Source organism: Thioclava sp. UBA3469 (genome assembly GCF_002378135.1).
Taxonomy (GTDB): Bacteria; Pseudomonadota; Alphaproteobacteria; order Rhodobacterales; family Rhodobacteraceae; genus Thioclava; species Thioclava sediminum.
Genome location: NZ_DFRG01000013.1, coordinates 1 through 20,802, shown reverse-complemented (window position 1 = coordinate 20,802; position 20,802 = coordinate 1). Strand labels below are relative to the sequence as shown.

General features: G+C 64.4%; 21 protein-coding genes. 9 read left to right on the top strand and 12 right to left on the bottom strand.

The window, feature by feature from the left end; all coding sequences use genetic code 11:
* Together B3D39_RS01135 and B3D39_RS01130 are read left to right on the top strand one after the other, a co-directional pair.
* A partial coding sequence (locus B3D39_RS01135; RefSeq protein ID WP_286789298.1) for a biotin/lipoyl-containing protein occupies nucleotides 1–807 on the top strand: 807 nt, incomplete at its 5' end.
* Between the two features lie 220 nt (nucleotides 808–1,027).
* Nucleotides 1,028–2,617: a hypothetical protein gene (locus B3D39_RS01130; RefSeq protein ID WP_274963312.1), complete on the top strand. Its 1,590-nt coding sequence runs from the start codon at nucleotides 1,028–1,030 to the stop codon at nucleotides 2,615–2,617.
* Nucleotides 2,618–2,798: 181 nt separating this feature from the next.
* Here B3D39_RS01130 and B3D39_RS01125 read toward each other — a convergent pair whose 3' ends face one another.
* The 5 genes from B3D39_RS01125 to B3D39_RS01105 form a co-directional block, all read right to left on the bottom strand.
* The gene (locus B3D39_RS01125) at nucleotides 2,799–3,290 is read right to left on the bottom strand and encodes a hypothetical protein (RefSeq protein ID WP_274963311.1); all 492 of its coding nucleotides are present in this window, start codon (nucleotides 3,288–3,290) and stop codon (nucleotides 2,799–2,801) included.
* A 63-nt stretch (nucleotides 3,291–3,353) separates the two neighbouring features.
* On the bottom strand, nucleotides 3,354–3,905 hold the full coding sequence (locus B3D39_RS01120) for a sarcosine oxidase subunit gamma (RefSeq protein ID WP_274963310.1): 552 nt from the start codon (nucleotides 3,903–3,905) through the stop codon (nucleotides 3,354–3,356).
* Entirely contained in the window at nucleotides 3,898–6,852 is a 2,955-nt protein-coding gene (locus tag B3D39_RS01115; RefSeq protein ID WP_274963309.1) for a sarcosine oxidase subunit alpha family protein, read from the bottom strand. The genes B3D39_RS01120 and B3D39_RS01115 overlap by 8 nt, the downstream gene beginning before the upstream one ends.
* Nucleotides 6,849–7,172 carry a sarcosine oxidase subunit delta gene (locus B3D39_RS01110; protein ID WP_078548063.1) on the bottom strand — a complete coding sequence of 108 codons (324 nt, stop codon included), beginning with the start codon at nucleotides 7,170–7,172 and terminating at the stop codon, nucleotides 6,849–6,851. The genes B3D39_RS01115 and B3D39_RS01110 overlap by 4 nt, the downstream gene beginning before the upstream one ends.
* A 70-nt stretch (nucleotides 7,173–7,242) precedes the next feature.
* Nucleotides 7,243–8,487, bottom strand: a complete 1,245-nt coding sequence (locus B3D39_RS01105) for a sarcosine oxidase subunit beta family protein (RefSeq protein ID WP_078520286.1) — start codon at nucleotides 8,485–8,487, stop codon at nucleotides 7,243–7,245.
* A 192-nt stretch (nucleotides 8,488–8,679) separates the two neighbouring features.
* Here B3D39_RS01105 and ccmI point away from each other — a divergent pair, with 192 nt between their 5' ends.
* From ccmI to B3D39_RS01090, 3 genes are read left to right on the top strand one after another with little or no spacing between them, the layout of a single operon-like run.
* Nucleotides 8,680–10,254: a c-type cytochrome biogenesis protein CcmI gene (gene ccmI, locus B3D39_RS01100; RefSeq protein ID WP_274963349.1), complete on the top strand. Its 1,575-nt coding sequence runs from the start codon at nucleotides 8,680–8,682 to the stop codon at nucleotides 10,252–10,254.
* Nucleotides 10,251–10,724 (top strand): Holliday junction resolvase RuvX, encoded by a 474-nt coding sequence (ruvX, locus tag B3D39_RS01095; protein ID WP_078520288.1) that lies wholly within the window; start codon nucleotides 10,251–10,253, stop codon nucleotides 10,722–10,724. The genes ccmI and ruvX overlap by 4 nt, the downstream gene beginning before the upstream one ends.
* On the top strand, nucleotides 10,721–10,966 hold the full coding sequence (locus B3D39_RS01090; protein WP_274963348.1) for a DUF1289 domain-containing protein: 246 nt from the start codon (nucleotides 10,721–10,723) through the stop codon (nucleotides 10,964–10,966). The genes ruvX and B3D39_RS01090 overlap by 4 nt, the downstream gene beginning before the upstream one ends.
* A 4-nt stretch (nucleotides 10,967–10,970) precedes the next feature.
* Here B3D39_RS01090 and B3D39_RS01085 read toward each other — a convergent pair whose 3' ends face one another.
* Nucleotides 10,971–12,071, bottom strand: coding sequence for an ABC transporter ATP-binding protein (locus tag B3D39_RS01085; protein WP_274963347.1), 1,101 nt, complete (start codon nucleotides 12,069–12,071; stop codon nucleotides 10,971–10,973).
* 96 nt (nucleotides 12,072–12,167) lie between these two features.
* Complete coding sequence (locus B3D39_RS01080) at nucleotides 12,168–12,947, bottom strand: SDR family oxidoreductase (RefSeq protein WP_274963346.1); 780 nt, start codon at nucleotides 12,945–12,947, stop codon at nucleotides 12,168–12,170.
* Nucleotides 12,948–13,159: 212 nt separating this feature from the next.
* On the opposite strand from B3D39_RS01080, the gene B3D39_RS01075 reads away from it, so the two are divergent.
* Nucleotides 13,160–14,143, top strand: coding sequence for a Hint domain-containing protein (locus B3D39_RS01075; protein ID WP_274963345.1), 984 nt, complete (start codon nucleotides 13,160–13,162; stop codon nucleotides 14,141–14,143).
* Nucleotides 14,144–14,275: 132 nt separating this feature from the next.
* Here the strand turns inward: B3D39_RS01075 and B3D39_RS01070 are convergent, their stop codons facing one another.
* On the bottom strand, nucleotides 14,276–15,094 hold the full coding sequence (locus tag B3D39_RS01070; protein ID WP_083079015.1) for an inositol monophosphatase family protein: 819 nt from the start codon (nucleotides 15,092–15,094) through the stop codon (nucleotides 14,276–14,278).
* Between the two features lie 146 nt (nucleotides 15,095–15,240).
* A complete protein-coding gene (locus B3D39_RS01065; RefSeq protein ID WP_078541876.1) occupies nucleotides 15,241–15,603 on the bottom strand; it encodes a helix-turn-helix domain-containing protein in 363 nt (120 codons plus the stop codon).
* A gap of 394 nt (nucleotides 15,604–15,997) precedes the next feature.
* Here B3D39_RS01065 and B3D39_RS01060 point away from each other — a divergent pair, with 394 nt between their 5' ends.
* Nucleotides 15,998–16,966, top strand: a complete 969-nt coding sequence (locus B3D39_RS01060) for an NADPH:quinone oxidoreductase family protein (protein WP_078520295.1) — start codon at nucleotides 15,998–16,000, stop codon at nucleotides 16,964–16,966.
* Here B3D39_RS01060 and B3D39_RS01055 read toward each other — a convergent pair.
* Nucleotides 16,957–17,805, bottom strand: coding sequence for a LysR family transcriptional regulator (locus tag B3D39_RS01055; protein WP_078601620.1), 849 nt, complete (start codon nucleotides 17,803–17,805; stop codon nucleotides 16,957–16,959). The two genes, B3D39_RS01060 and B3D39_RS01055, sit on opposite strands and share 10 nt — an antisense overlap.
* 114 nt (nucleotides 17,806–17,919) lie before the next feature.
* Between B3D39_RS01055 and B3D39_RS01050 the strand changes: the two genes are divergently transcribed.
* Entirely contained in the window at nucleotides 17,920–18,150 is a 231-nt protein-coding gene (locus B3D39_RS01050; RefSeq protein ID WP_152843827.1) for a DUF1127 domain-containing protein, read from the top strand.
* Nucleotides 18,151–18,284: 134 nt separating this feature from the next.
* On the top strand, nucleotides 18,285–19,004 hold the full coding sequence (locus B3D39_RS01045; RefSeq protein ID WP_274963344.1) for a Bax inhibitor-1/YccA family protein: 720 nt from the start codon (nucleotides 18,285–18,287) through the stop codon (nucleotides 19,002–19,004).
* Nucleotides 19,005–19,061: 57 nt separating this feature from the next.
* Here the strand turns inward: B3D39_RS01045 and B3D39_RS01040 are convergent, their stop codons facing one another.
* The gene (locus B3D39_RS01040) at nucleotides 19,062–20,036 is read right to left on the bottom strand and encodes a type I glyceraldehyde-3-phosphate dehydrogenase (RefSeq protein ID WP_274963343.1); all 975 of its coding nucleotides are present in this window, start codon (nucleotides 20,034–20,036) and stop codon (nucleotides 19,062–19,064) included.
* An 84-nt stretch (nucleotides 20,037–20,120) separates the two neighbouring features.
* Nucleotides 20,121–20,802, bottom strand: a 682-nt coding sequence (locus tag B3D39_RS01035; protein WP_286789297.1) for a transglutaminase-like domain-containing protein, incomplete at its 5' end; no start/stop codon positions are given.

The window sequence follows — 20,802 nt, the reverse complement described above, 5'->3', positions numbered from 1 at the left end:
AAGGTGGTCGGCGACATGGCGCTGATGATGGTCAGCCAAGGCCTGACCCGCGCGCAGGTCGAGGATCCGAAGACCGAAGTGTCGTTCCCGGATTCGGTGATCGACATGATGCGCGGCAATCTCGGCCAACCGCCCGGCGGCTGGCCCGAGGGTGTTGTGAAGAAGGTGCTCAAGGGCGAGCATCCCTCGACCGAGCGCCCGGGCAAGAACCTGCCCCCGGTCGATCTGGAAGCCGCCCGCAAGGAGGCATCCGAGCAGCTCGACGGGCGCGAAATCGACAATGAGGATCTCGCGGGCTATCTGATGTATCCCAAGGTCTTCACCGATTACGCGAGCCGCCACGAAGCCTATGGCCCGGTGCGTACCCTGCCGACCCCGGTCTTCTTCTACGGGATGGAGCCGCAGGACGAGATCTCCGCCGAGATCGACCCCGGCAAGACGCTGGAAATCCGCTATCTCACCACGGGCGAGACCGACGAGCTGGGCGAGGTGAAGGTCTATTTCGAACTCAACGGCCAGCCCCGCGCCGTGCGCGTCCCGAACCGCGCGGTGAAGGCGACGACGGCGGCGAAACCGAAGGCCGAGGCGGGCAACCCGAACCATATCGGCGCGCCGATGCCAGGCTCGATCGCCTCGATCGCGGTCAATGTCGGCCAGAAGGTGAAGCCGGGCGATATGCTCCTGACCATCGAAGCGATGAAGATGGAGACGGGCATCCATTCCGACCGCGAAGCCACGGTGAAGGCGATCCATGTCTCGCCGGGCGCCCAGATCGACGCGAAGGATCTGCTGGTCGAACTGGAGTAATCTTCCGAGTATTGAACAGAACGCGCGCCGAGGCCCCGCCCCCGGCGCGTGTTTTTATTTGTTGGAAAGATCAGGTCCAGAACGTCATTGGGAACACGGAGGCCCCTGTTTCTTGTCGACCGCCCTACAGGCAACATTGACAAGACCGTCCGGGATTATAGGATCGTAACGATTTTTATCAGCATCTTAATCTATTCATAATTTTCAGAAAGATTTGTGAATGACGACGATTAGAGCGGAGTCCGACTGCGCGAAAGCAGGCATCAATTTCGAGAAAATTTCGCGCTGGCATTATCTCCTGACACAACGTGAGATTTCGGACACGATCCTGAAGCGATACAGTTTCGGCGGCTGGCACCTTCATGTCGGCGACGGAGTATGCGTTTCGAAGCTGGAAGATGCCAAGGGCCGTGCGATCGGCCTTTTCATCGGTATCGGAGTCGATAACGAGACGTTGGTGAAGGGCACCCCAAAAATCGCGTCACTCGATTTGGATCGCGATAGCTTCTTTGAGGATTTCGAAGACTGGCTCTTTTACGTTTCCGGTCGGTATAATGTATTTATTGCCAAAGGCGGTTCAAAGCGATTTTACAGTGACGCAGTCGGCATGAATGGCATGGTCTATGACCGTGAAGAGCGACAGGTCGCGTCGAGTCTTGCCCTTTGCATCGAGCGCGATGCGACACCTCATCCGCTATACGACCATTCTCTCATCGAGCGCGGCGAAGGCAATTACAGCCTGTTTCATACCTACGATATGGATGTCCGTCGCGGTAATCCGAATTTTTATCTCGATCTCAATGACTTTTCCGAAACTCGCTTTTGGCCGCGCGATGAGGATTTCACGACAGATCGATCGCATGACGATATTTACGGAGAAATAATTCAACGAACCTCTAAGGTTATCGGAGAGATTAACGCCAATTTCAAAACCGCGCTCCCGTTATCGGGAGGGCAGGATAGCCGCTTGCTCGCTTCGATATCGCGCACGAACCTCGCGGGCTTCGACCAATTTTTCACCCATATCCATAATTACGCGAGCAGGATCGACGCAACGATCGCTGGAACACTCGCGAAGGTCCTGCAGGTCGACCATGAAATTCACGACAAGCGGAATATCAAGGTCTCTGAAGAGGATGTTTCGCGGTTCGAAGCCGAATTCCATGCCGCGCTCGGGTTTAAGAAAAGGCTGACCCGAGAAGTCGCTCACGGGCTGCATGAATGCCTCGAGGATAGGATGGTAATCCTGCGCGGCCACCAAACCGACTTGTTGCGTGCCGTGTTCATCGACAAACTGGGCGAGGACGGAAGAAACAACCTACGCTGGCAAGTCAAACGCCTGCTGATCGTTCCGGGAAAAGCGTTCGATCGCAAGACATACAGGACGTTTCTTCCCGAGTATCAGAACTGGGTCGAAACGCTTCCGGAAAACGCTACGAAACGCCAAGTCGATCTCATGTTCCTCGAAATATACTATAGCTCGACAATCGGGCTCATTTTCCCGGCGCTTACGCGAAACTTCTTCATGTCGCCCTTCAACAGTCGACATCTGATATCCCTGTCTCTTTCAATCGAAGAGGGTTATCGCAAAAACAGCTTTGCGGTTAACGATATTATTTTCCAGGTTGATCCTGAGCTTCACGACGTCCCATTCGATTATGAATTTGGCGGTGCCAATCTCGGGCGCATCGACGACCAACAGGCGATGGCGGAGCTGACAGCCGCGCGCCGCAAAGCCAGCGAAACGCGCGTCGCACTCAGGACGCAGCACCCAGATTTGGCGGCGTCCGAGGACGTCCTTGTGCCCTGAGCGACGAGCTCGCGCATGAAGCTCGAGGGACAAAGGTCACTGTCGACGGCTTGACCTCTCACTCGCGGCGGCGCAACAGGTCTCCGCGCGTGTCCGGTCTTGAGACGTCGTCATTTGCTTGATGCGCCACCGACAACCGGCTGCACGTCTTGCAGATGGCGAAGGAGGTGCCCCCCTCTTTTTACGATCTCTTGTCGCAGTTCGGCTGCGAAGAGGCCGCGCCCCCTGCCCCGGACTGGATCGTCTGAACCGGTTTGCAGGAGCCCCAGGCCGTTTCAACCCGATACCCCTGCGGGCGCATCGAAATCGACGCCTGGCGATTGGACTTGAGGAGGGTCACGCGAAATTCGATCCGCGGTGCGTAATGGTTCACCTTCGACTCGAGCCTCTTGACCGTCCAACCGAAGGTCGTGCGTTTCGGATTGTCGACCATGACCTGAACCGACTGCGGCTTCAGGTGGTAATAGTTTAGGAACTGGTCGAAGACCTGCCAATCCTGCCCGGGCTCACGAAACAGGTCGAGGTGGTGCGGCGTCGAAGTCGACAAGTGGCCTGTGTTGAACAGGCAGTCGACCAGCTCGGTGCCGACCGGCAGTTTCAACTGCGTATTCTGGGCCAGAACCGGGCCGCTGAGACAGATTGCGCAAAGAGAAAGAAAAAAGAAACGGAGCATATGGCCTCGAAAAATGACACGGGCGCAGCACCGCCCGCATCATACGAAACCACTGGCCTGAGATTAAAATAGATCGCTGCCCTCGCGGGCGGAAACTTCAAGCAATCCCATAACATAGCCCGCAACAGAGCGGAAAGACACAAGCGAGAGAGCATCCTCGTCCGAGCGCCAGAACGCGGCCGCGACCTGCGCGGTGCGGGAGCGGCGGATCTCGCCTTCGGGCAGGGTTGCGATATCGGCGGGCGAGAGCTTCATCACCACCTGATCCGCCTTGTCCCCACGAATGGTGAACATCGCGCGGGCATCCGAGACGTTGACGACCAGCGCATGGTCTGCGGCAAGCGCCTCGGCCAGCCGTGCAGTCAGTGCGGGCGCCTCGTCATGAGCGCAGATCAGCAACAGCTCATCCGGGCTCATCCAGGCGATGGAGCGCCCGTCAACGGTCTCGATGCGGCGCGCGCCGGGAACGGGAAGCCCCTCGGCCTTGAGCGCCTTGGCGAGCCCCTTGGCCTCCAGATCGGAGCGGATCGAGATCATGCCCACCAGCCCGGCCTCGGACACGGTGACGAAACCTTCGTGGGTCTGGCCCGAAAGGGCGCTGACGGCCTCAGACATTCTGCTTCTCCCCGTCCTTATCGTAGAAGACCGGATCGACGATCCGCGCCTTGACCATTTCCTCGCCCTCGCCGGTGAACTCGATCACCTCGCCCATCCGGTCGGGCCCGTTCAGTACCAGCCCCATCGCGATGCCCTTGCCAATCGTCGGCGAGTAATAGGTCGAGGTGACGCGGCCTTGCGTGTTGCGCTGACCGTTGTCGTTGAACCCGTCGGCGGGCGCGTGGCTGCCATCGGGGATCACCGATCCGTCGAGCGTCTCCAGGCCGACCAGCTTCCAGCGGTTCGGGTCGGTCATGTGGGACCGCTCCTGCGCGCGCTTGCCCAGATAGTCGGTCTTCTTCTTCGAGAGCGCCCAATTCAGCCCCAGATCCTGCGGGATCACCGTGCCGTCGGTCTCGTCGCCGATCATGATGAAGCCTTTCTCGGCGCGCATCACGTGCAGCGCCTCGGTGCCGTAGGGCATCACGCCAAGCGCCTCGCCCTCGGCCATGAGCGCCTTCCAAAGCGCGAGGCCTTGGCTCGCAGGCACCGCGATCTCGTAGCTCAGCTCGCCCGAGAAGGAGATGCGGAAGATGCGAGCGTCGAACGTGCCCAGCTTGCCCTCGGTCCATTTCATGAAGGGCAGCGTCTCCTTGCTGACATCCATGCCGCCCAAGCGCTCTAGCAGCTCGCGCGATTTCGGACCGACGACGGCGATCTGCGCGTATTGCTCGGTCAGGTTCGCGGTGTAGACCTTCCAGTCCCACCACTCGCATTGCAGCCAGTCTTCCATCCAGCCGTGGATATGATCGGCCCCGCCCGAGGTCGTGTGGCACAGCCACGTATCCTCGTCGAGCCGCGCCACGACCCCGTCATCCATCAGGAAGCCGTTCTCGTTGCACATCAGCCCGTAGCGGCATTTGCCCACCGGCAGGGTCGACATCATGTTGGTGTAGAGCATGTCGAGGAACTTCCCCGCATCGGGCCCTTTCACCACGATCTTGCCCAGCGTCGAGGCGTCGAGCATGCCCACATTCTTGCGGGTATTGGTGATCTCGCGATTGACCGCGTCGCGATGGCTTTCGCCCGATTTCGGGTAGCAATAGGGGCGACGCCAATGGCCCACCGGCTCCCAATGCGCGCCCTTGGCCTCGTGCCAGGACTGGATCGGGGTGCGGCGCAACGGCTGGAACAGCTCGCCCTTGGCCTCCGCCGTCACCGCACCGAGCGAAATCGGCGTGTAGGGCGGGCGGAAGGTGGTCGTGCCAGTGGCCGGGATCGGTTGTCCAAGCGCGTCCGAGAGGATCGCGAGCCCGTTGATATTGCTCAGTTTCCCCTGATCGGTCGCCATGCCGAGCGTGGTGTAGCGCTTGGTATGTTCGACCGACTCGTAGCCCTCGCGCGCAGCGAGTTGCACGTCGGAGACCTTCACGTCGTTCTGGTAGTCGAGGAAGCTCTTGAAGCGCAGCGCGTCGGGCGCGCCTGCGGGCATCATCCAGACCGGGGCGAGCGGCGCTTCTTCCTCGGACGCCGCGCCGATACCCAGACCGCCCATCGCCTCGGAGAGCGTCAGATCACCATTGGCGGCCCCCACGACCGTCGCCATGCCGGTCCCATCCGCGCCGGTCGGCGGACGGTTGGGATCGGGGCGGAACATCGCGCGCGCATCGTCCCAGGTCAGCTTGCCGCCGCAATGGGACCACAGGTGCACGACCGGCGACCAGCCGCCCGACATCGCGACGCAATCGCAGTCGATCATCTCGACCGCACCGCCCTCGCCTGCCTGTGCGCAGATCTCGACGCCGGAGACGCCCTTGCGGCCCAGCACTTTCGCGATCCCGCGCCCTTCGAGGACACGCACGCCGCGCGCCTTCACGGCTTCGGGCAGCGCGCCATGGGTTTCCTCGCGCGCATCGACCACGGCCGAGACCGTCAGCCCCGCATCGAGGATCGCGAGCGCCGTGCGGTAGGCGTCGTCATTGTTGGTCACGAGCACCGTGCGATCGCCGGGCGAAACGGCCCAGTTCACGATGTAGTCGCGCACCGCCGAGGCCAGCATCACGCCGGGCACGTCGTTGCCCGCGAAGGCCAGCGGGCGTTCGATCGCGCCGGTCGCGGTGATCGTGTGGCCCGCACGGATGCGCCAGAGGCGGTGGCGCGGACGGCCATCGCCGGGGGTGGTGTCGGCGAGGTTCTCGTAGCCGATGACATAGCCATGATCGTGCAGACCCGCCGCCATCAGGCGGGTGCGCATCGTGACATTCTCCATCGAGGACAGTTCGACCAGCGCGCTGTCGATCCAGTTCTGCGCGTCATGACCATCGATCTGACCGCCATCGACCGGCGTGCGCCCGCCCCAGTTCGGGGTCTGCTCGATCAGCCAGACGCGCTTGCCCGCGCGACCTTCCTTGAGCGCCGCGGCAAGACCCGCCACACCGCCACCCACGACGAGCACGTCGCAATGGGCATAGACCTGTTCGTAGCGATCGGGATCGGCCTCTTTCGGCACGCCGCCAAGACCTGCGGATTTGCGGATGATCGGCTCGAACAGGTGTTTCCACGCAGCGCGCGGCGCCATGAAGGTCTTGTAGTAGAAACCCGCGGGCAGGAATTTGTAGAAGGTGTTGTTGATCTCGCCGATATCGAAGTCGAGCGACGGCCAGTGGTTCTGGCTGGTGGTCTCGGCGCCTTCGAACAGCTCGGTCGTGGTGGTGCGCTGATCAGGCTCGAACCGCGCGTTGCGGCCCAGACCGACGAGCGCGTTCGGCTCTTCCGCGCCAGAGGCCACGATGCCGCGCGGGCGGTGATATTTGAACGACCGGCCCACCATGACCTGACCGCCGCCCAAGAGCGCCGAGGCCAGCGTATCGCCCGCAAAGCCGCGCATCGGCTTGCCGTTGAAGGTGAAGGCGAGCGGTTTGGCGCGGTCGATCAGACGACCACCCTTGGAAAGACGCGTGCTCATTTATAGCCCTCCCAGTCGGGGCGTTTCGCTTTGATCTTCGCGATCACATCGGCGGGGGGCTCGGTGGTCTGCGCCTTGTAAGTGGCGAAAACCTCGAGCGTGTTGGTGTCGCGCGCAGCCAGGAACCACTTGCCGCAGCCATAGGCATGCCGCCAGCGCTCGAAATGGACGCCTTTCGGGTTCTTGCGGGCGAACAGGTAGCCCTCGAACTCGTCATCCGACGAGCCCGGCCCGAAGCGCTTGAGATGCGCCTCGCCGCCCGGGGCGAATTCGGTTTCCTCGGCGATGACGCCGCAGCAGGGACAGGTGAGGGTCAGCATTTGGGATGCACCTCGTTACTGGAGAGCGCCGGGAGGGATTTGAAGCAGATCGAAAGGGAGGTCGTCTTCATCAGTGCGCCACCCCTGCCGCGACGCTTTCGTCGATGAAGCGGCCTTCCTTGAAACGGTCGAGCCCGAATTGGTCGGTCAGCGGCGAGTGGCCGCGCGCGATCAGCTCGGCCATGCCATAGCCCGAGCCCGGGATCGCCTTGAACCCGCCGGTGCCCCAGCCGCAATTGACGAAAATGCCCTCGACCGGCGTTTTCGACAGGATGGGCGAGCGGTCGCCGGTCATGTCCACGATGCCGCCCCACTGGCGCAGCATCTTGAGGCGCGAGATGATCGGGAAGGTCTCCACCAGCGCGCGGGTGGTTTCCTCGACATGGTGCCACGAGCCGCGCTGGGTGTAGTTGTTGAACCCGTCGGTGCCGCCGCCGATCACCATCTCGCCCTTGTCGGATTGCGACATGTAGCCGTGCACGGTGTTGGCCATCACGACGACGTCCATGCAGGGTTTGATCGGCTCGGAGACCCAGGCCTGCAGCGCCACGCTCTCGATCGGCAGACGGAAGCCCGCCATCTCGGCCATGACCGAGGAGTGCCCCGCGACGACGATGGCGAGCTGTTCGCAGTCGATCTCGCCCTTGCTGGTCGAGATGCCCTGCACCTTGCCGCCTTCGGTGCGCACGCCGGTCACTTCGCATTTCTGGATGATATCCATGCCCATATCGGAACAGGCCCGCGCATAGCCCCAGGCCACCGCATCGTGCCGTGCCGTGCCGCCGCGCTTTTGCAGCAGCGCGCCCAGCACCGGGTAGCGCGGCCCGTCGATATTGATGATCGGCACGAGATCCTTGACCTGCTGCGGCCCGATCCATTCCGTGTCGATGCCCTGCAGGCGGTTGGCGTGCACCGTGCGCTTGTAGCCGCGCACCTCATGCTCGGTCTGGCCCAGCATCAGAAGACCACGCGGCGAGAACATCACGTTGTAGTTCAGATCCTGGCTCAGATCTTCGTAGAGCGCGCGGGCTTTCTCGTAGATCGCCGCCGAGGGATCCTGCAGATAGTTCGAGCGGATGATCGTGGTGTTGCGGCCCGTATTGCCGCCGCCCAGCCAGCCTTTCTCGATCACCGCGACATCGGTGATGCCATGCACCTTGCCGAGGTAATAGGCGGTGGCGAGGCCATGCCCGCCCGCCCCAACGACGATGACCTTATAGCGTTTCTTCGGCTCGGGGGAGCGCCAGGCTCGTTCCCAGCCGCGATGGAAGCGCATCGCCTCACGTGCAACGGCAAACATCGAATAGCGTTTCATGAGCGCGCCTCCGAGCAATCTCGACTCTTTCGCCTTTGTGATGGACCGGGGCGGCGGACGAAAGCCCCCCTGTTGCGGCATCGCAGGGAAAAAAGCGACATGGGCCTGCGACATCGAGTTCCATTCACGCGCTAGACCCTTTCGGCGCGGCGTCATCTCGCCTAAATGGGGAACGAAGGATGAGGAGACGCCATGCTGTTCTGGATTATCGCCGCCGCGCTCGTTGCGGTCATCGCGCTTTTGTTCGCCCTTGCGCTGCTGCGTGGGCGCGGCGAGGACGAGATGGCCCCTGCGGCCTCGTATGACGTGCAGGTCTATCGCGACCAGCTGCGCGATCTGGAGCGCGACGTCGAACGCGGCGTCACCTCTCGCGAGGAAGCCGACCGCGCGAAGCTGGAAATTTCGCGCCGGATGCTCGAGGCCGACCGCAAGGCGCAGGCAGGCTCCGATCTGGGCCGCGCGCCGAAAGGGGCGACCATCGCGGTCGTGCTCGGCGTCGTCGTGATTTTCGGCGGGGCATTCGCGCTCTACGATTACGTGGGGCAGGACGGGTACGAGGACCAGCCTATCGGCGTGCGTCTTGCGGATGCCGACAAGCTTTATGACAGCCGCCCCTCGCAGGCCGAAGCCGAGAAAATGGCCAAGGCCCGCGCGACCGCCCCTCAATCCAACCCGGATCCGCAATTCCTCGCACTGATGAAGAAGCTGCGCGAAGCCGTGGCGAAAAAGCCCAACGATCCGAAAGGTCTCGAATTGCTGGCACGCAACGAGGCGACTCTGGGCAACTTCGATGCCGCGTGGAAGGCGCAGCAGCGTCTCGTTGCGACCAAGGGGGATTCTGCGACGGCGCAGGATTACGCCGAGCTGGGCGACATGATGGCCGTGGCGGCAGGCGGAATGATCACCCCCGAGGCGGAGAAAGTCTTCGCGACCGCACTGACGATGGATCCGAAGAACGGGCTGTCGCTCTATTATGTCGGCCTGATGATGCTGCAGAACGGGCGTGCCGACCGTGCGTTCCGCTTCTGGGACAGCGCATTGCGCAACTCGGAGAATAGCGACCCCTGGGTGCCGATGATGCGGCAGAACATCGAGGAACTGGCATGGCTCGCGGGCGAGAAGGACTACACCCCGCCCAGACCGCGCGGCGCCCCGGGCCCGTCGCAGGCCGATGTCGCGGCGGCGGCGGATATGTCGCCCGAGGCCCGCCAGGACATGATCCGCTCGATGGTGGAGCGGCTGAACGACCGGCTCGCGCAGGAAGGCGGCAGCGCGGATGATTGGGCACGTCTGATTTCGTCGCTGCGCATGATCGGCGAGGTCGACCGCGCCGATGCGATCTATGGCGAAGCGAAAAGCAAATTCGGCTCGCGCCCGGAAGACATGGCGAAGATCGACGCGGCCCATCAGGCGCCCGCTGGTCAGGCGCTCAAGGATATGGGCGGCGCCCCGGCAGGACAAAGCGCACCGCAAGCGGCACCGGCCCTCCCCGGCCCGAGCGCCCAGCAGATGAAGGACGCGCAGTCGATGACGCCCGAGGAGCGCCAGCAGATGATCCAGGGCATGGTCGACGGTCTCTTTGACCGGCTGACCACCGACGGTGGCACGCCGCAGGAATGGGCCCGCGTGATCTCGTCGCTCGCGACGCTGGGCGAGACTGCACGCGCCAAGGAAGCCTGGGCCGAGGCGCAGCAGGCGCTGGCCGACAACCCGGACGCATTGGCTCAGGTCGAGGCGGCCGCGAAATCGGCAGGTGTGGCGGAATGATCTGCGAGACGATCGAAGAGTTCGCCGAAGCGATCCCCCGCATGGGCGGGGTCGCGGGGCTCGATCTGGGCACCAAGACCATCGGCGTCGCGGTGTCCGACGGGCTGCGCTCGGTCGCGACGCCGCTCTCGACGATCAAACGCAAGAAATTCGGCGTCGATGCCGAGGCGCTTCTGAAGATCGTGGCGGAGCGCGAGCTGAAGGGCCTGATCCTCGGCCTGCCGAAGAACATGGACGGGACCGAGGGCGCGCGCTGCCAATCGACCCGCGCCTTTGCCCGCAATCTCAGCCGCCTCACCGATCTGCCGATCGGCTACTGGGACGAGCGGCTGAGCACGGTCGCCGCCGAACGCGCGATGCTGGAGGCCGACATGTCGCGTGCCAAACGCGCCGAGGCGATCGACCACGTCGCGGCGAGCTTCATCCTGCAAGGCGCGCTGGATCGGCTGCGCTATCTGGGGGCGGCATGAACAATCCTTCCGACAGCGACGGCATCTGGAAACGCGCCGAGATCGAGAGCCCCTGCGTCAAGCTCTGCCAGCTCCACCCCGAGGCGCGGATCTGCATCGGTTGCTACCGCACGATGGAAGAAATCGGCGCATGGTCGCGAATGACGCCCGAGGCGCGCCGCGAAGTGATGGCGGAACTGCCCGAGCGCGCGCCGCAACTGCGCAAACGCCGGGGCGGACGCGCGGGGCGGCAAGACCGCTGAGCGCTTAAACGCCAGCCTCTTTCGCCGGGAAGACGAAGCAGCGATCGCGGCGGATCATCAACCACATCGGCGTGCCGGGCTTCGGCAGAAAGACATTGGGGACGCTGGCGCGCAGGATCGTGCCGTCGAAATCCATCCGGAACTCGACGAGGCTCTCGCGACCCAAGAAGCGCGCGCGTTCGACCACGCCACGCGCGGGCGTGCCGTCCTGCGGCGTCGGGGCCGGGCCGCGCCCTGCCCGGTCGAAATCGATCTTCAGGTGCTGCGGGCGGATCACGATGTCGATCTCGGTCCCGTCCGCATGGCCCGGCGTCAGGAAATCGCCGAAGGGTGTCACGGTCAGCGCGTCCTGCACCTGCCCCTTGAGCACGTTCACATCCGAAAAGAACGCCGCCGCCGCCCGGTCCACCGGCGCGTTGTAAAGGTTATAGGGCGCGCCGCGCTGCACGATCTTCCCGCCGCGCATCAGCAGAATCTCATCGGCCATCCGCATCGCCTCATGCGGCTCATGCGTGACCAGCAGAACAGCCGTGTTTTCCTCTTTCAGAAGCGCCAGCGTCTCGTCGCGGATATCGTCGCGCAGGCGCTCGTCCAGTCCCGAGAAAGGCTCGTCCATCAAGAGGATACGCGGCCGGGGGGCCAACGCCCGCGCCAGCGCCACGCGCTGCTGCTCGCCGCCCGAAAGCCCGTGCGGATAGCTGTCGCGATGTCGCGTGAGCCGCACCTTCTCGAGCAGTTCCGTCACGCGGGCGCGCTTCGCCGCCGCATCGCCCTTGAGGCCGAAGGCGATATTCTCGGCCACGGTCAGATGCGGAAACAGCGCGAAGTCCTGAAACATCAGCCCGATCGCGCGTTGCTCGGGCGGGATACGGAACACCGTGTCGCAGATCAGCTTACCATCGACGTAGATTTCGCCCGTATCCTGCATGTCGACGCCCGCGATCAGCCGCAGCGTCGTCGACTTGCCGCAGCCCGAGGGGCCCAGCAGACAGGTCACCTGCCCCGCCGGGATCGCGAAGGACACGTCATCGACGACGGCCCGCCCGTCGAACACGCGGCCAAGCGCGCGAACTTCGAGGCGCGGGGGGGGCAATTGTGCGCTCATGCAGCGAAATCTCGACCGAAAGTGTCAGGCAATGCAGGGCGGGAGATAACAGCCCCCCGCCCCCCAAGCAAGCCCGGTGGGCCCAGTGGACCCGGCTTAGATCGAGATGTTGTTCAGCCCGCCGTCGAGCATCACGTTCTGCCCGACCATGAATCCGGCATGAACAGAGCACATGAAGGCGCAGGTCGCCCCGAATTCCTCGGGCGTGCCATAGCGGTGGGCCGGGATCGTCGCTTCGCGCTCAGCCTTCGCCTCCTCGACCGAAATGCCCTTCGCCTTCGCCGCCCCGGTATCGAGCGATACCGCCCGGTCGGTCGCGTGCAGGCCCGGCAGCAGGTTGTTGATGTTCACGCCATATTCGGCGACCTGCCGCGAGGTGCCCGCAACGAAGCCCGTCAGGCCCGAGCGCGCGGAGTTCGACAGGCCGAGCTGCGCGATCGGCGCGCGCACGGATTGCGAGGTGATGTTGACCACCCGGCCCCAGCGCTGCTCGATCATCGCAGGCAGAACCGCCTGCATCATCGCGATCGGGGCGAGCATGTTCGCGTCGAGCGCCGCGATGAAATCGTCACGCGACCAGTCTCTCCAGTTGCCCGGAGGCGGCCCGCCCGCATTGGTCACCAGAATATCGACCTCGCCCGCCGCGCTCAGCACCGCCGCGCGGCCCTCGGGCGTGGTGATGTCGGCGGCCACGGGCGTCACGGTCACCCCGGTCGCGGCCATGATCTCGTTCGCGGTCGCGGCCAGCGCATCGGCGCCGCGCGCGTTCAGAACGATCTCGACGCCCGCCTGCGCAAGCGCCATCGCGCAGCCCCGTCCAAGCCCTTTCGACCCCGCACATACGATCGCCTTGCGGCCCTTGATCCCAAGATCCATCGCGCCCTCTCCTTTGCTGTCATTCTCCGGCGTGCTCCGGCAGGGCCCCGCGCGCGAAACACCGCGCGCCGCCCTGCCAGCTTCGCCTCGGACAGTAGCTTGCGCGCGGGGGAGGACAAGCGCGCTGTCGCCGCTTGACCATCGGGAGCAGCCCGCGGTAAGCCGATGCGATCCATCAGTTTCAGACGGCCCGGCAGGGCGAGGGAGAGCGCGTGTCCAACCCGAGCCAGATCGTTCACGTCTTCGAAGCCGAGGATATCTGGGTCACTTCCGGCGCCAATCATGGCGACGCGCTCGGTCCCGCCGAAGACTGCGAACCCGGCGACATCTATCAGCTTCATCGCGCCGCCAAACCGCGTCGCCTCGTGCTGGCCCAGCAAGGGGTCGCGCCGATCGTGGCAACCGGCTCCGAGATCGGCGCGCCGGGCGATGCGCTCGCGCTGATCGCGCGGCACCTGCTGATCACGCCCGAGGGCGACACGGTCGATATCCTGATGATCCGCCACGACGCGACAGGCGCGCTTTATGCGCTGCCGCTTTCGCCGATGGCCGCGCGCTTCGATTACACGCTGCTGGAAGCCAGCGAAGACCCCGGCGAGGCGCTGCTGTCGGACCTCGTCTGCGTGGCCTTCACCACCGGCACGATGATCACGCTGGCAGGCGGCGCGCAGATGCCGATCGAGCAACTCACCCCGGGCGCGCGCGTGCTGACCCGCGACAACGGCCCGCAACCGGTGAAGCTGGTGGCGAAGGCGACGATGCGGGCACTGGGATCTTTCGCGCCGGTCGTGATTTCGGCGGGCGTGCTGGGCAATGAGGGCGATCTGGTGATCTCGCCCCATCACCGCGTGTTCCTCTACCGCCGCGGCGTGCATAAGTTGGGCGACACGTCGGAAATCCTCGTGCAGGCCAAGCACCTCGTCGATGGCGAGAATGTCTGGCAGCGCGAGGGCGGGTTCGTCGATTACTACGCGCTGGTCTTCGACCGGCACGAAATCATCTATGCCGAGGGCATCCCGGTCGAGAGCCTGATGGTCTCGGAGGCAACGCTCTCGCTGCTTCCCGAGGAACTGGGTCGCGAGATTTCAAACCGCCTGCCCGACCTCGCCCATCGTCAGCATTTCGGTACGGAAGCCACACGCGAACTGCTGGACCGGATCGGGCGCGAGAAGCTGTTCCGCAAGCGCAAGGACTGAGGGTGGAGGGGGCGCTGCCCCCGCTCTTCTCTGCCCTCCGCTCGCGCTTCGGGCGTTCGGCGGGGCGTCCTTCCACTGGAAGGCTGCTAAACCCGCCTCACCCCCCGGGATATTTTTGCCAAGAGGAAGAGGTTAGCCGTTCAGCACGTCGAGCGCGGCTGCGTGGATCTCGGGCGATGCGGCAGCAAGCACCTGCCCGCCGCGATGGGCCGGACCGCCCTGCCAGTTGGTGACAAGGCCACCCGCCGCCTCGATCACGGCGATGGGGGCCGCGACGTCATAGGGCTGCAGCCCCGCCTCGACCACCAGATCGATCTGGCCAGCGGCGAGCAGCGCATAGGCGTAGCAATCCATCCCGTAGCGCGTCAGCCGCACCTGCTGCGACAGACGCGCGAAGGCCGCGCCTTCGTCGGGCGTGCCGACTTCGGGGAAGGTGGTAAAAAGCGTCGCGCTGTCGAGACCGCGCCCGGAGCGCACGCCGAGATCGCGCCCGCCATGCGGCCCCTCGAGCGTCGCGCGGCCGAAGCCGCCGGTGAAACGCTCTCCGATATAGGGCTGGTCAATCACGCCCATCATCGGCGCGCCGGGGCCATCCGCTTCCTCGGCGCATAGCGCGATCAGCACGCCCCAGGTCGGAGTGCCCGAAAGGTAGCCGCGCGTGCCGTCGATCGGGTCGAGCACCCAAGTCAGGCCGCTCTCGCCGCGGGTCACGCCGTGCTCTTCGCCATAAATTCCGTCTTGCGGGCGACGCTCCGCGATCAAGGCGCGCATCGCGGCCTCGGCGGAGCGGTCGGCCTCGGTCACCGGATCGAAACCACCTTCGAGCTTGTTATCCGCGCCGATCCCGCCCACGGGCCGGAACTGCGCCAGGGTCTCGCGACGGGCGCAATCGGCAAGGTCATTGGCCAGCGCGGCGAGCGCCGCACGGGTATCGGTGTCGAGATCAAGCATCGGTGTCCTCCCCGGGCCGTGCCGTCACCGCAACCGCCCCCCAGAAATGAGATAAGGGGAGCGGTAACCGCCCCCCTTCTCCGGGTCAAGCTGCCGACCGCCCCACATTCGGTCGCCAGTTGCGCCTAAACTCGTCTGCGTGGCGCTCAGGCCGCGTCGGACAGAACCTTGGCCAGTTCGAACAGCCGGCGGCGCTGCGCCTCCGGGATCGCGTAATAGGAACGCACGAGCGCGAGCGCCTCCTTGTCGGACAGAATATCCCCCGCCACTTCCGGTTGCATCCCGCTGTCTTCCGCGAGACCCTCGAAGAAGAACGAGATCGGAACCTCGAGCGCATCCGCGATATCCCAGAGACGCGACGCCGAGACGCGATTCATCCCGGTTTCGTATTTCTGAATCTGCTGGAATTTGATCCCAACTTTGTCCGCAAGCTGTTGTTGGGTCATCCCAATCATCCAGCGCCGGTGCCGGATCCGCTTGCCCACGTGGACATCAACCGGATGCTTCATACTCTTTCCCCTTTAAGCCAATTTCACCCGCAAACTACCGTGCGCTGAGTGTGGCCTGCGCGGGTAAAATCGCAAACCTGTCTAAAAAGACAGGGAATTTGCGGCTTTCCGCAGCACACCTAACCTAAAGGATAGGTCGCCCGCTATTCGCCTTCCGCGTGTTTTGCGATTTGCAAATCAGCGACTCAGGTGCCGTAGGGGAAGATGGTGGCGCTAACCGGTCTTTCACGAGGGATTGATTCGCGCGTCAACCCGCGGATCGGACCTGCCGCGGGGTCGCTTCCGGCGCCAAATGTGCGGGCTGGTCCTGATCTCTCGCGCGGTTTATCACGGGCAACGAAGGGTCCAACCGCTTGGCCGACCCGCCTCAAGACACAACCTGCCGGAGCATTCGATGCGCGCCTATGTTCAGACCGCCCCCGGGCAACGCCCCGAGCTGACCGAAATCCCCCTGCCCGCGCCGGGGCCGGGCGAGGTGCAGGTGGCCATCCGGGCCTGCGGCCTGAACTTCGCCGACCTGCTGATGATCGAGGGGAAATACCAAGACACTCCCACCCCGCCCTTCACGCTCGGGATGGAGCTCGCGGGAGAGGTCATCGCGGCAGGCGAAGGCTGCACCCTCGCTCCGGGCACGCGCGTTGCGGTCTTTGCGGGCCAAGGCGGGCTGGCGGAGGCGGGCAATTTCCCGGAAAGCCGCTGCACCCCGATGCCGGACGCGATGAGCTACGCGCAGGCGGCGGCCTTCCAGATCGCCTATGGCACCAGCCACGTGGCGCTGGAGACGCGCGCAGCGCTTGCCGAGGGCGAGACGCTGGTGGTTCTGGGCGCGGCTGGTGGTGTCGGCCTCACCGCGGTCGAGATCGGCAAGAAGATGGGCGCGCGGGTGATCGCCTGCGCGCGCGGCGAGGCGAAGCAGCAAATCGCGCGGGACGCCGGAGCCGATGAGACGCTCGACAGCGAGAGCGACGACCTCAAGGGGGCCATCAAGGCGCTTGGCGGCTGTGACGTGGTCTATGACGCGATCGGCGGCCCGGCGGGCGAAGCGGCGTTCCGCGCGCTGAAGCCCGGCGGGCGCTATCTCGTGATCGGGTTCGCCAGCGGCAGCCAGCCGAAGCTGCCGCTCAACCACGCGCTGGTGAAGAACATCGCGATCCACGGGCTTTACTGGGGCGGCTATCTCAAGCTCGATCCGCAGGTGCTGACCGGTTCGATGGCGCGGCTGTTCGACTGGTTCGCTCAGGGCGGGCTCACCCCGCATATCGGCGCGACCTATCCGATGGAGCAGATCCCCGACGCGCTGGAGGATCTGCGCGCGCGCCGCTCCACCGGCAAGCTGGTCATCGAGATCGGCGCTCAGGCATAGGCCTCGCGGAGCATGGCGCGAAACGCGTCGACCGGGTCGCCGGTCAATCGCCCCGTGTCGTAGAAGCAGATGCGAGAGCGGCCGATCGCCGGCAGGCCGCTCTCGGGCCCCAAGGCCACGCAGCCCAGCGGGATATACCGGGACAGACGCACCGCGACGCCCATATCGGCCGCCACCGTTGCGCTCGCCATTTCGTCGGATTGCCCCTCGAAAGCGGATTTCGCCTCGATCCCGACCGTTTCAAGCGCCTCCAGTGCCGCGTCATAGAAGGCGCAGCTTTCCTCGATCGACAGCATCAGCGGGCGCTCGCAAAAGGCCCGCCCGAGCTGCGCGCCAATCCAGACCAGATCATCGGAAGCCAGCACCTCGGCCTCGTGTCCGGGCTTATCTTCGGTGGTCAGGATAATATCCAGCTCCCCCGCATCGAACATCCGGCGCAGCACCGACGAACGGCGCGAGACAAGCTGCAGGCGCACCATCGGCCATTGCTCGGCCATCGCGCGCAGCAGGCCAGGCATTTGCGGGCTGACCAGATCATAGGGCAGACCGAAGCGCACGGTCACCTCGGCATCTGTCGCGCGCAGCCGCGCCAGCGCCGCATCGTTCTCGGCACAGATCCGGCGGGCGTGGTCCAGAAGCGAGCGCCCCGCACGGGTCAGCGCCATCTTGCGGTTCGCCCGGTCGAAGAGCCCCTTGTCGAGCGCCTCCTCCAGCCGACGGATCTGCATCGAGACCGCCGATTGCGTCAGGTTCAGAAGTCGCGCCGCCTGCGTCACCGACCCGGTCTCGGCGACCGTGAGAAGCGCCCGCAACGCCGCGATATCGAGGTTTTGCGCCATGTCCGCCCATCCATCACGTTTCGTGATGCTCAATAGCACAATCATTCGTTTTCATCATCAATAAACTTGCGCCATCCTTCTTTGCAGGAACGATCTGCCACAGAGGATGAGACGATGACCTTCCTGACCCGGCGCAACGCCGCCTGCTGCGCCCCTGCCCGCCCCGCTCGGCGCGGCTTCTTTGCGACCCTCGCACGCATGGCCGCCTATCACCGGTCGCGCCGGGCGCTCGAGCGCCTTGATTCAAGGCTTCTCGACGACCTCGGGCTGAGCGAGACCGAGGCCGCATTCGAGGCACGGCGCCGGATTTGGGATGCCCCCGATCACTGGCGCGCGGGCCGCTGAGACAAAAGACGTGAAAACAGTGCGAAACGAGGCATTTTCGAGCGGCCCCAAATCTTGAATTTCGGGGCTGCTCTGCCAATATCGGTACCGAAACCGGTCCGAGGGACGACCGGGAGATATCGTTGGAGGTGCTGATGGCTGATTTCGAAACGATGCGGACCCCCCAGGCGGGCACGCGTCAGGCTGCGATTGACGAGGGTCTTCGCGCACATATGAACAAGGTCTACGGGCTTATGTCGCTGGCGATGCTGGTGACCGGGGCCGTGGCGTTTGGTGTGGGTACGAACCCGGCGCTCGTTGCCGCGATCTTCGGCTCGAGCCTCAAATGGGTTGTGATGCTGGCTCCGCTGGCGATCGTCTTCGCCTTCGGCGCGATGATCAACAAGATGTCGACCAGCACGGCGCAGATCGTGTTCTTCGTCTATGCCGCGCTTATGGGGCTGTCGATCAGCTTCATCTTCGCCGCCTATACCGGCATCTCGATCGCGCAGACCTTCCTCGTGACGGCGATCTCCTTCGCGGGTCTTTCACTTTACGGCTACACCACGAAGCGTAACCTGAGCGCGATGGGCTCGTTCCTGATGATGGGTCTGATCGGCCTGATTGTCGCCTCGATCGTGAACATCTTCCTCGCCTCCTCGGCGATGGCCTTCGCGATCTCGGTGATCGGCGTTCTGATCTTCGCGGGCCTCACGGCTTACGACACGCAGAACATCAAGAACACCTATCTGCAGCTTGCTGCCAGCGACTCGGAGTTCATGGGCAAAGCCGCCATCATCGGCGCGCTGCAGCTCTACCTGGACTTCCTGAACCTGTTCATGTTCCTGCTGCAATTCATGGGCAACCGGAACTGATCCGCGCTCAAGCGAACACGACACGAAGCCCCGCCCAACCGGCGGGGCTTTTTCATGTCAGCCCATCCGTAGCGCCATATCCAGCATCCGATTGGAGAAGCCCCACTCGTTGTCATACCAGCCGAAGACCCGGATCAGCCCGTGCTCGGTCGCACGGGTCTCGGGGAGCGCCATGACGATGCTCTCAGGGCGCGCGCGCAGATCGGTGGAGACGAGCGGCTTCCCGGTCGTGCCGATCACGCCACCCGCGCCTTGCAGCACCGCGTTGACCTGTTCGACCGTGGCGGGGTTTTTCACCGTCACCGCCAGATCGACCGCCGACACGGAGGCCGTGGGTACCCGCACCGCCTGCGCAATCAGGCGACCGGCGAGATCGGGGAGCACCTCTTCCATCAACTTGCCCGCGGAGGTCGTCGTCGGCACCATCGAGAGCGCCGCCGCGCGCGAACGCTCCATCGGGCCGCGCGGCTTGTCGACCGTGGGCTGCGAGCCGGTATAGCAATGCACCGTCGTCATCGAGCCGGTGACGATCCCGAATTCCGCATCGATCAGCCGCGCAAGCGGCGCCAGCGCGTTCGTCGTGCAGCTCGCGTTGGAGACGATCTTCTGCCCGTTCAGCGCCGCCTCGTTCGCGCCCAGAACCACCGTGATCTCGGCCGCTTTCGCAGGCCCCGAGATCAGCACGCGGGTAGCGCCACCCGCGATCCCCTGCCCTGCGATCTGCGCGCTGTCGGCGCGGCCGGTGCATTCCATCACCAGATCGACATCCGACAGATCGAGCGTGGAGATATCATCCGCGCGGTGCAGCGCGATCCGGGTGCCGTTGATCACCAGCGCGCCCGGCTCCAGCGTGACCGTGCCGCGCCACGGGCCAAACACGCTGTCATATTCGAAGAGATAAGCCAGCATCTCGGGCGCTTCGATATCGTTGACGCCCACGATCTCCAGTCCCGGCCAGCGCGCAGGCGCCTCCGCCCAGGTGCGCAGCACCGAGCGACCGATCCGTCCGAACCCGTTTATGAAAACACGCATCTGGCGCACCTCCTGCAAACGCCCTTAGCGCCGCAGGGCGCCAAGGGAAAGCGCGCGATTGTCACCGATACGGCAAAGACCGCCTCAGGCGGACAATTCGCGCGCGGTGATCTGATAGGTGAAGTCCTTGGCGTCGAGATAGTCGCGGCGTTTGCCGTCGATCTCGGCCTGCGGATACATCAGATAGGGCAGTTCCGGCCCGTCCGAGCCCGGCAGGTCCACGTCATGCGCGTAGTTATAGCCAACCCAGTTGCCTTCCCATGCGCCGAAGAGCTTCGCGCGCACGTCGACCACCTTGGGGTCTTTGAGGCCCAGATGCCCCTCGCCTTCCTGCAGCATCACCTTGCGCACATCGGCCGCGTCGGCAGGCACCCAGCCGAAGCCGCTGAGCCAGACTTCCGAGCGGCAATGCTGCGCGCCGGTGGCATCTTCGGATTTCAGACCGAGGCTCTTGTAGCCGAAGCGCGAGGGCGCGACACGGATGCCATAGACATCCCGCGCAGGCAGACCGGCAGCACGCGACAGCCCGACGAAGAGCGCGTTGAGATCGGCGCATTTGCCCGACAGGTCGCCCGAGGTCAGCATGAAAGAGATATCGCCCAGACCGCAGCCCGGCGTCTTCGGATTGCGCACGGTGTTCTCGACGATCCATTCGTAGATCGCGCGGGCTTTCTCCAGATCGCCAGTCTTCCCGCGGGTGATCGAGTCGGCGGTCTGCTTCACGATCCCGTCGGTCGGCAGCAGCTTGGTCGCGGCGGTGAAACGC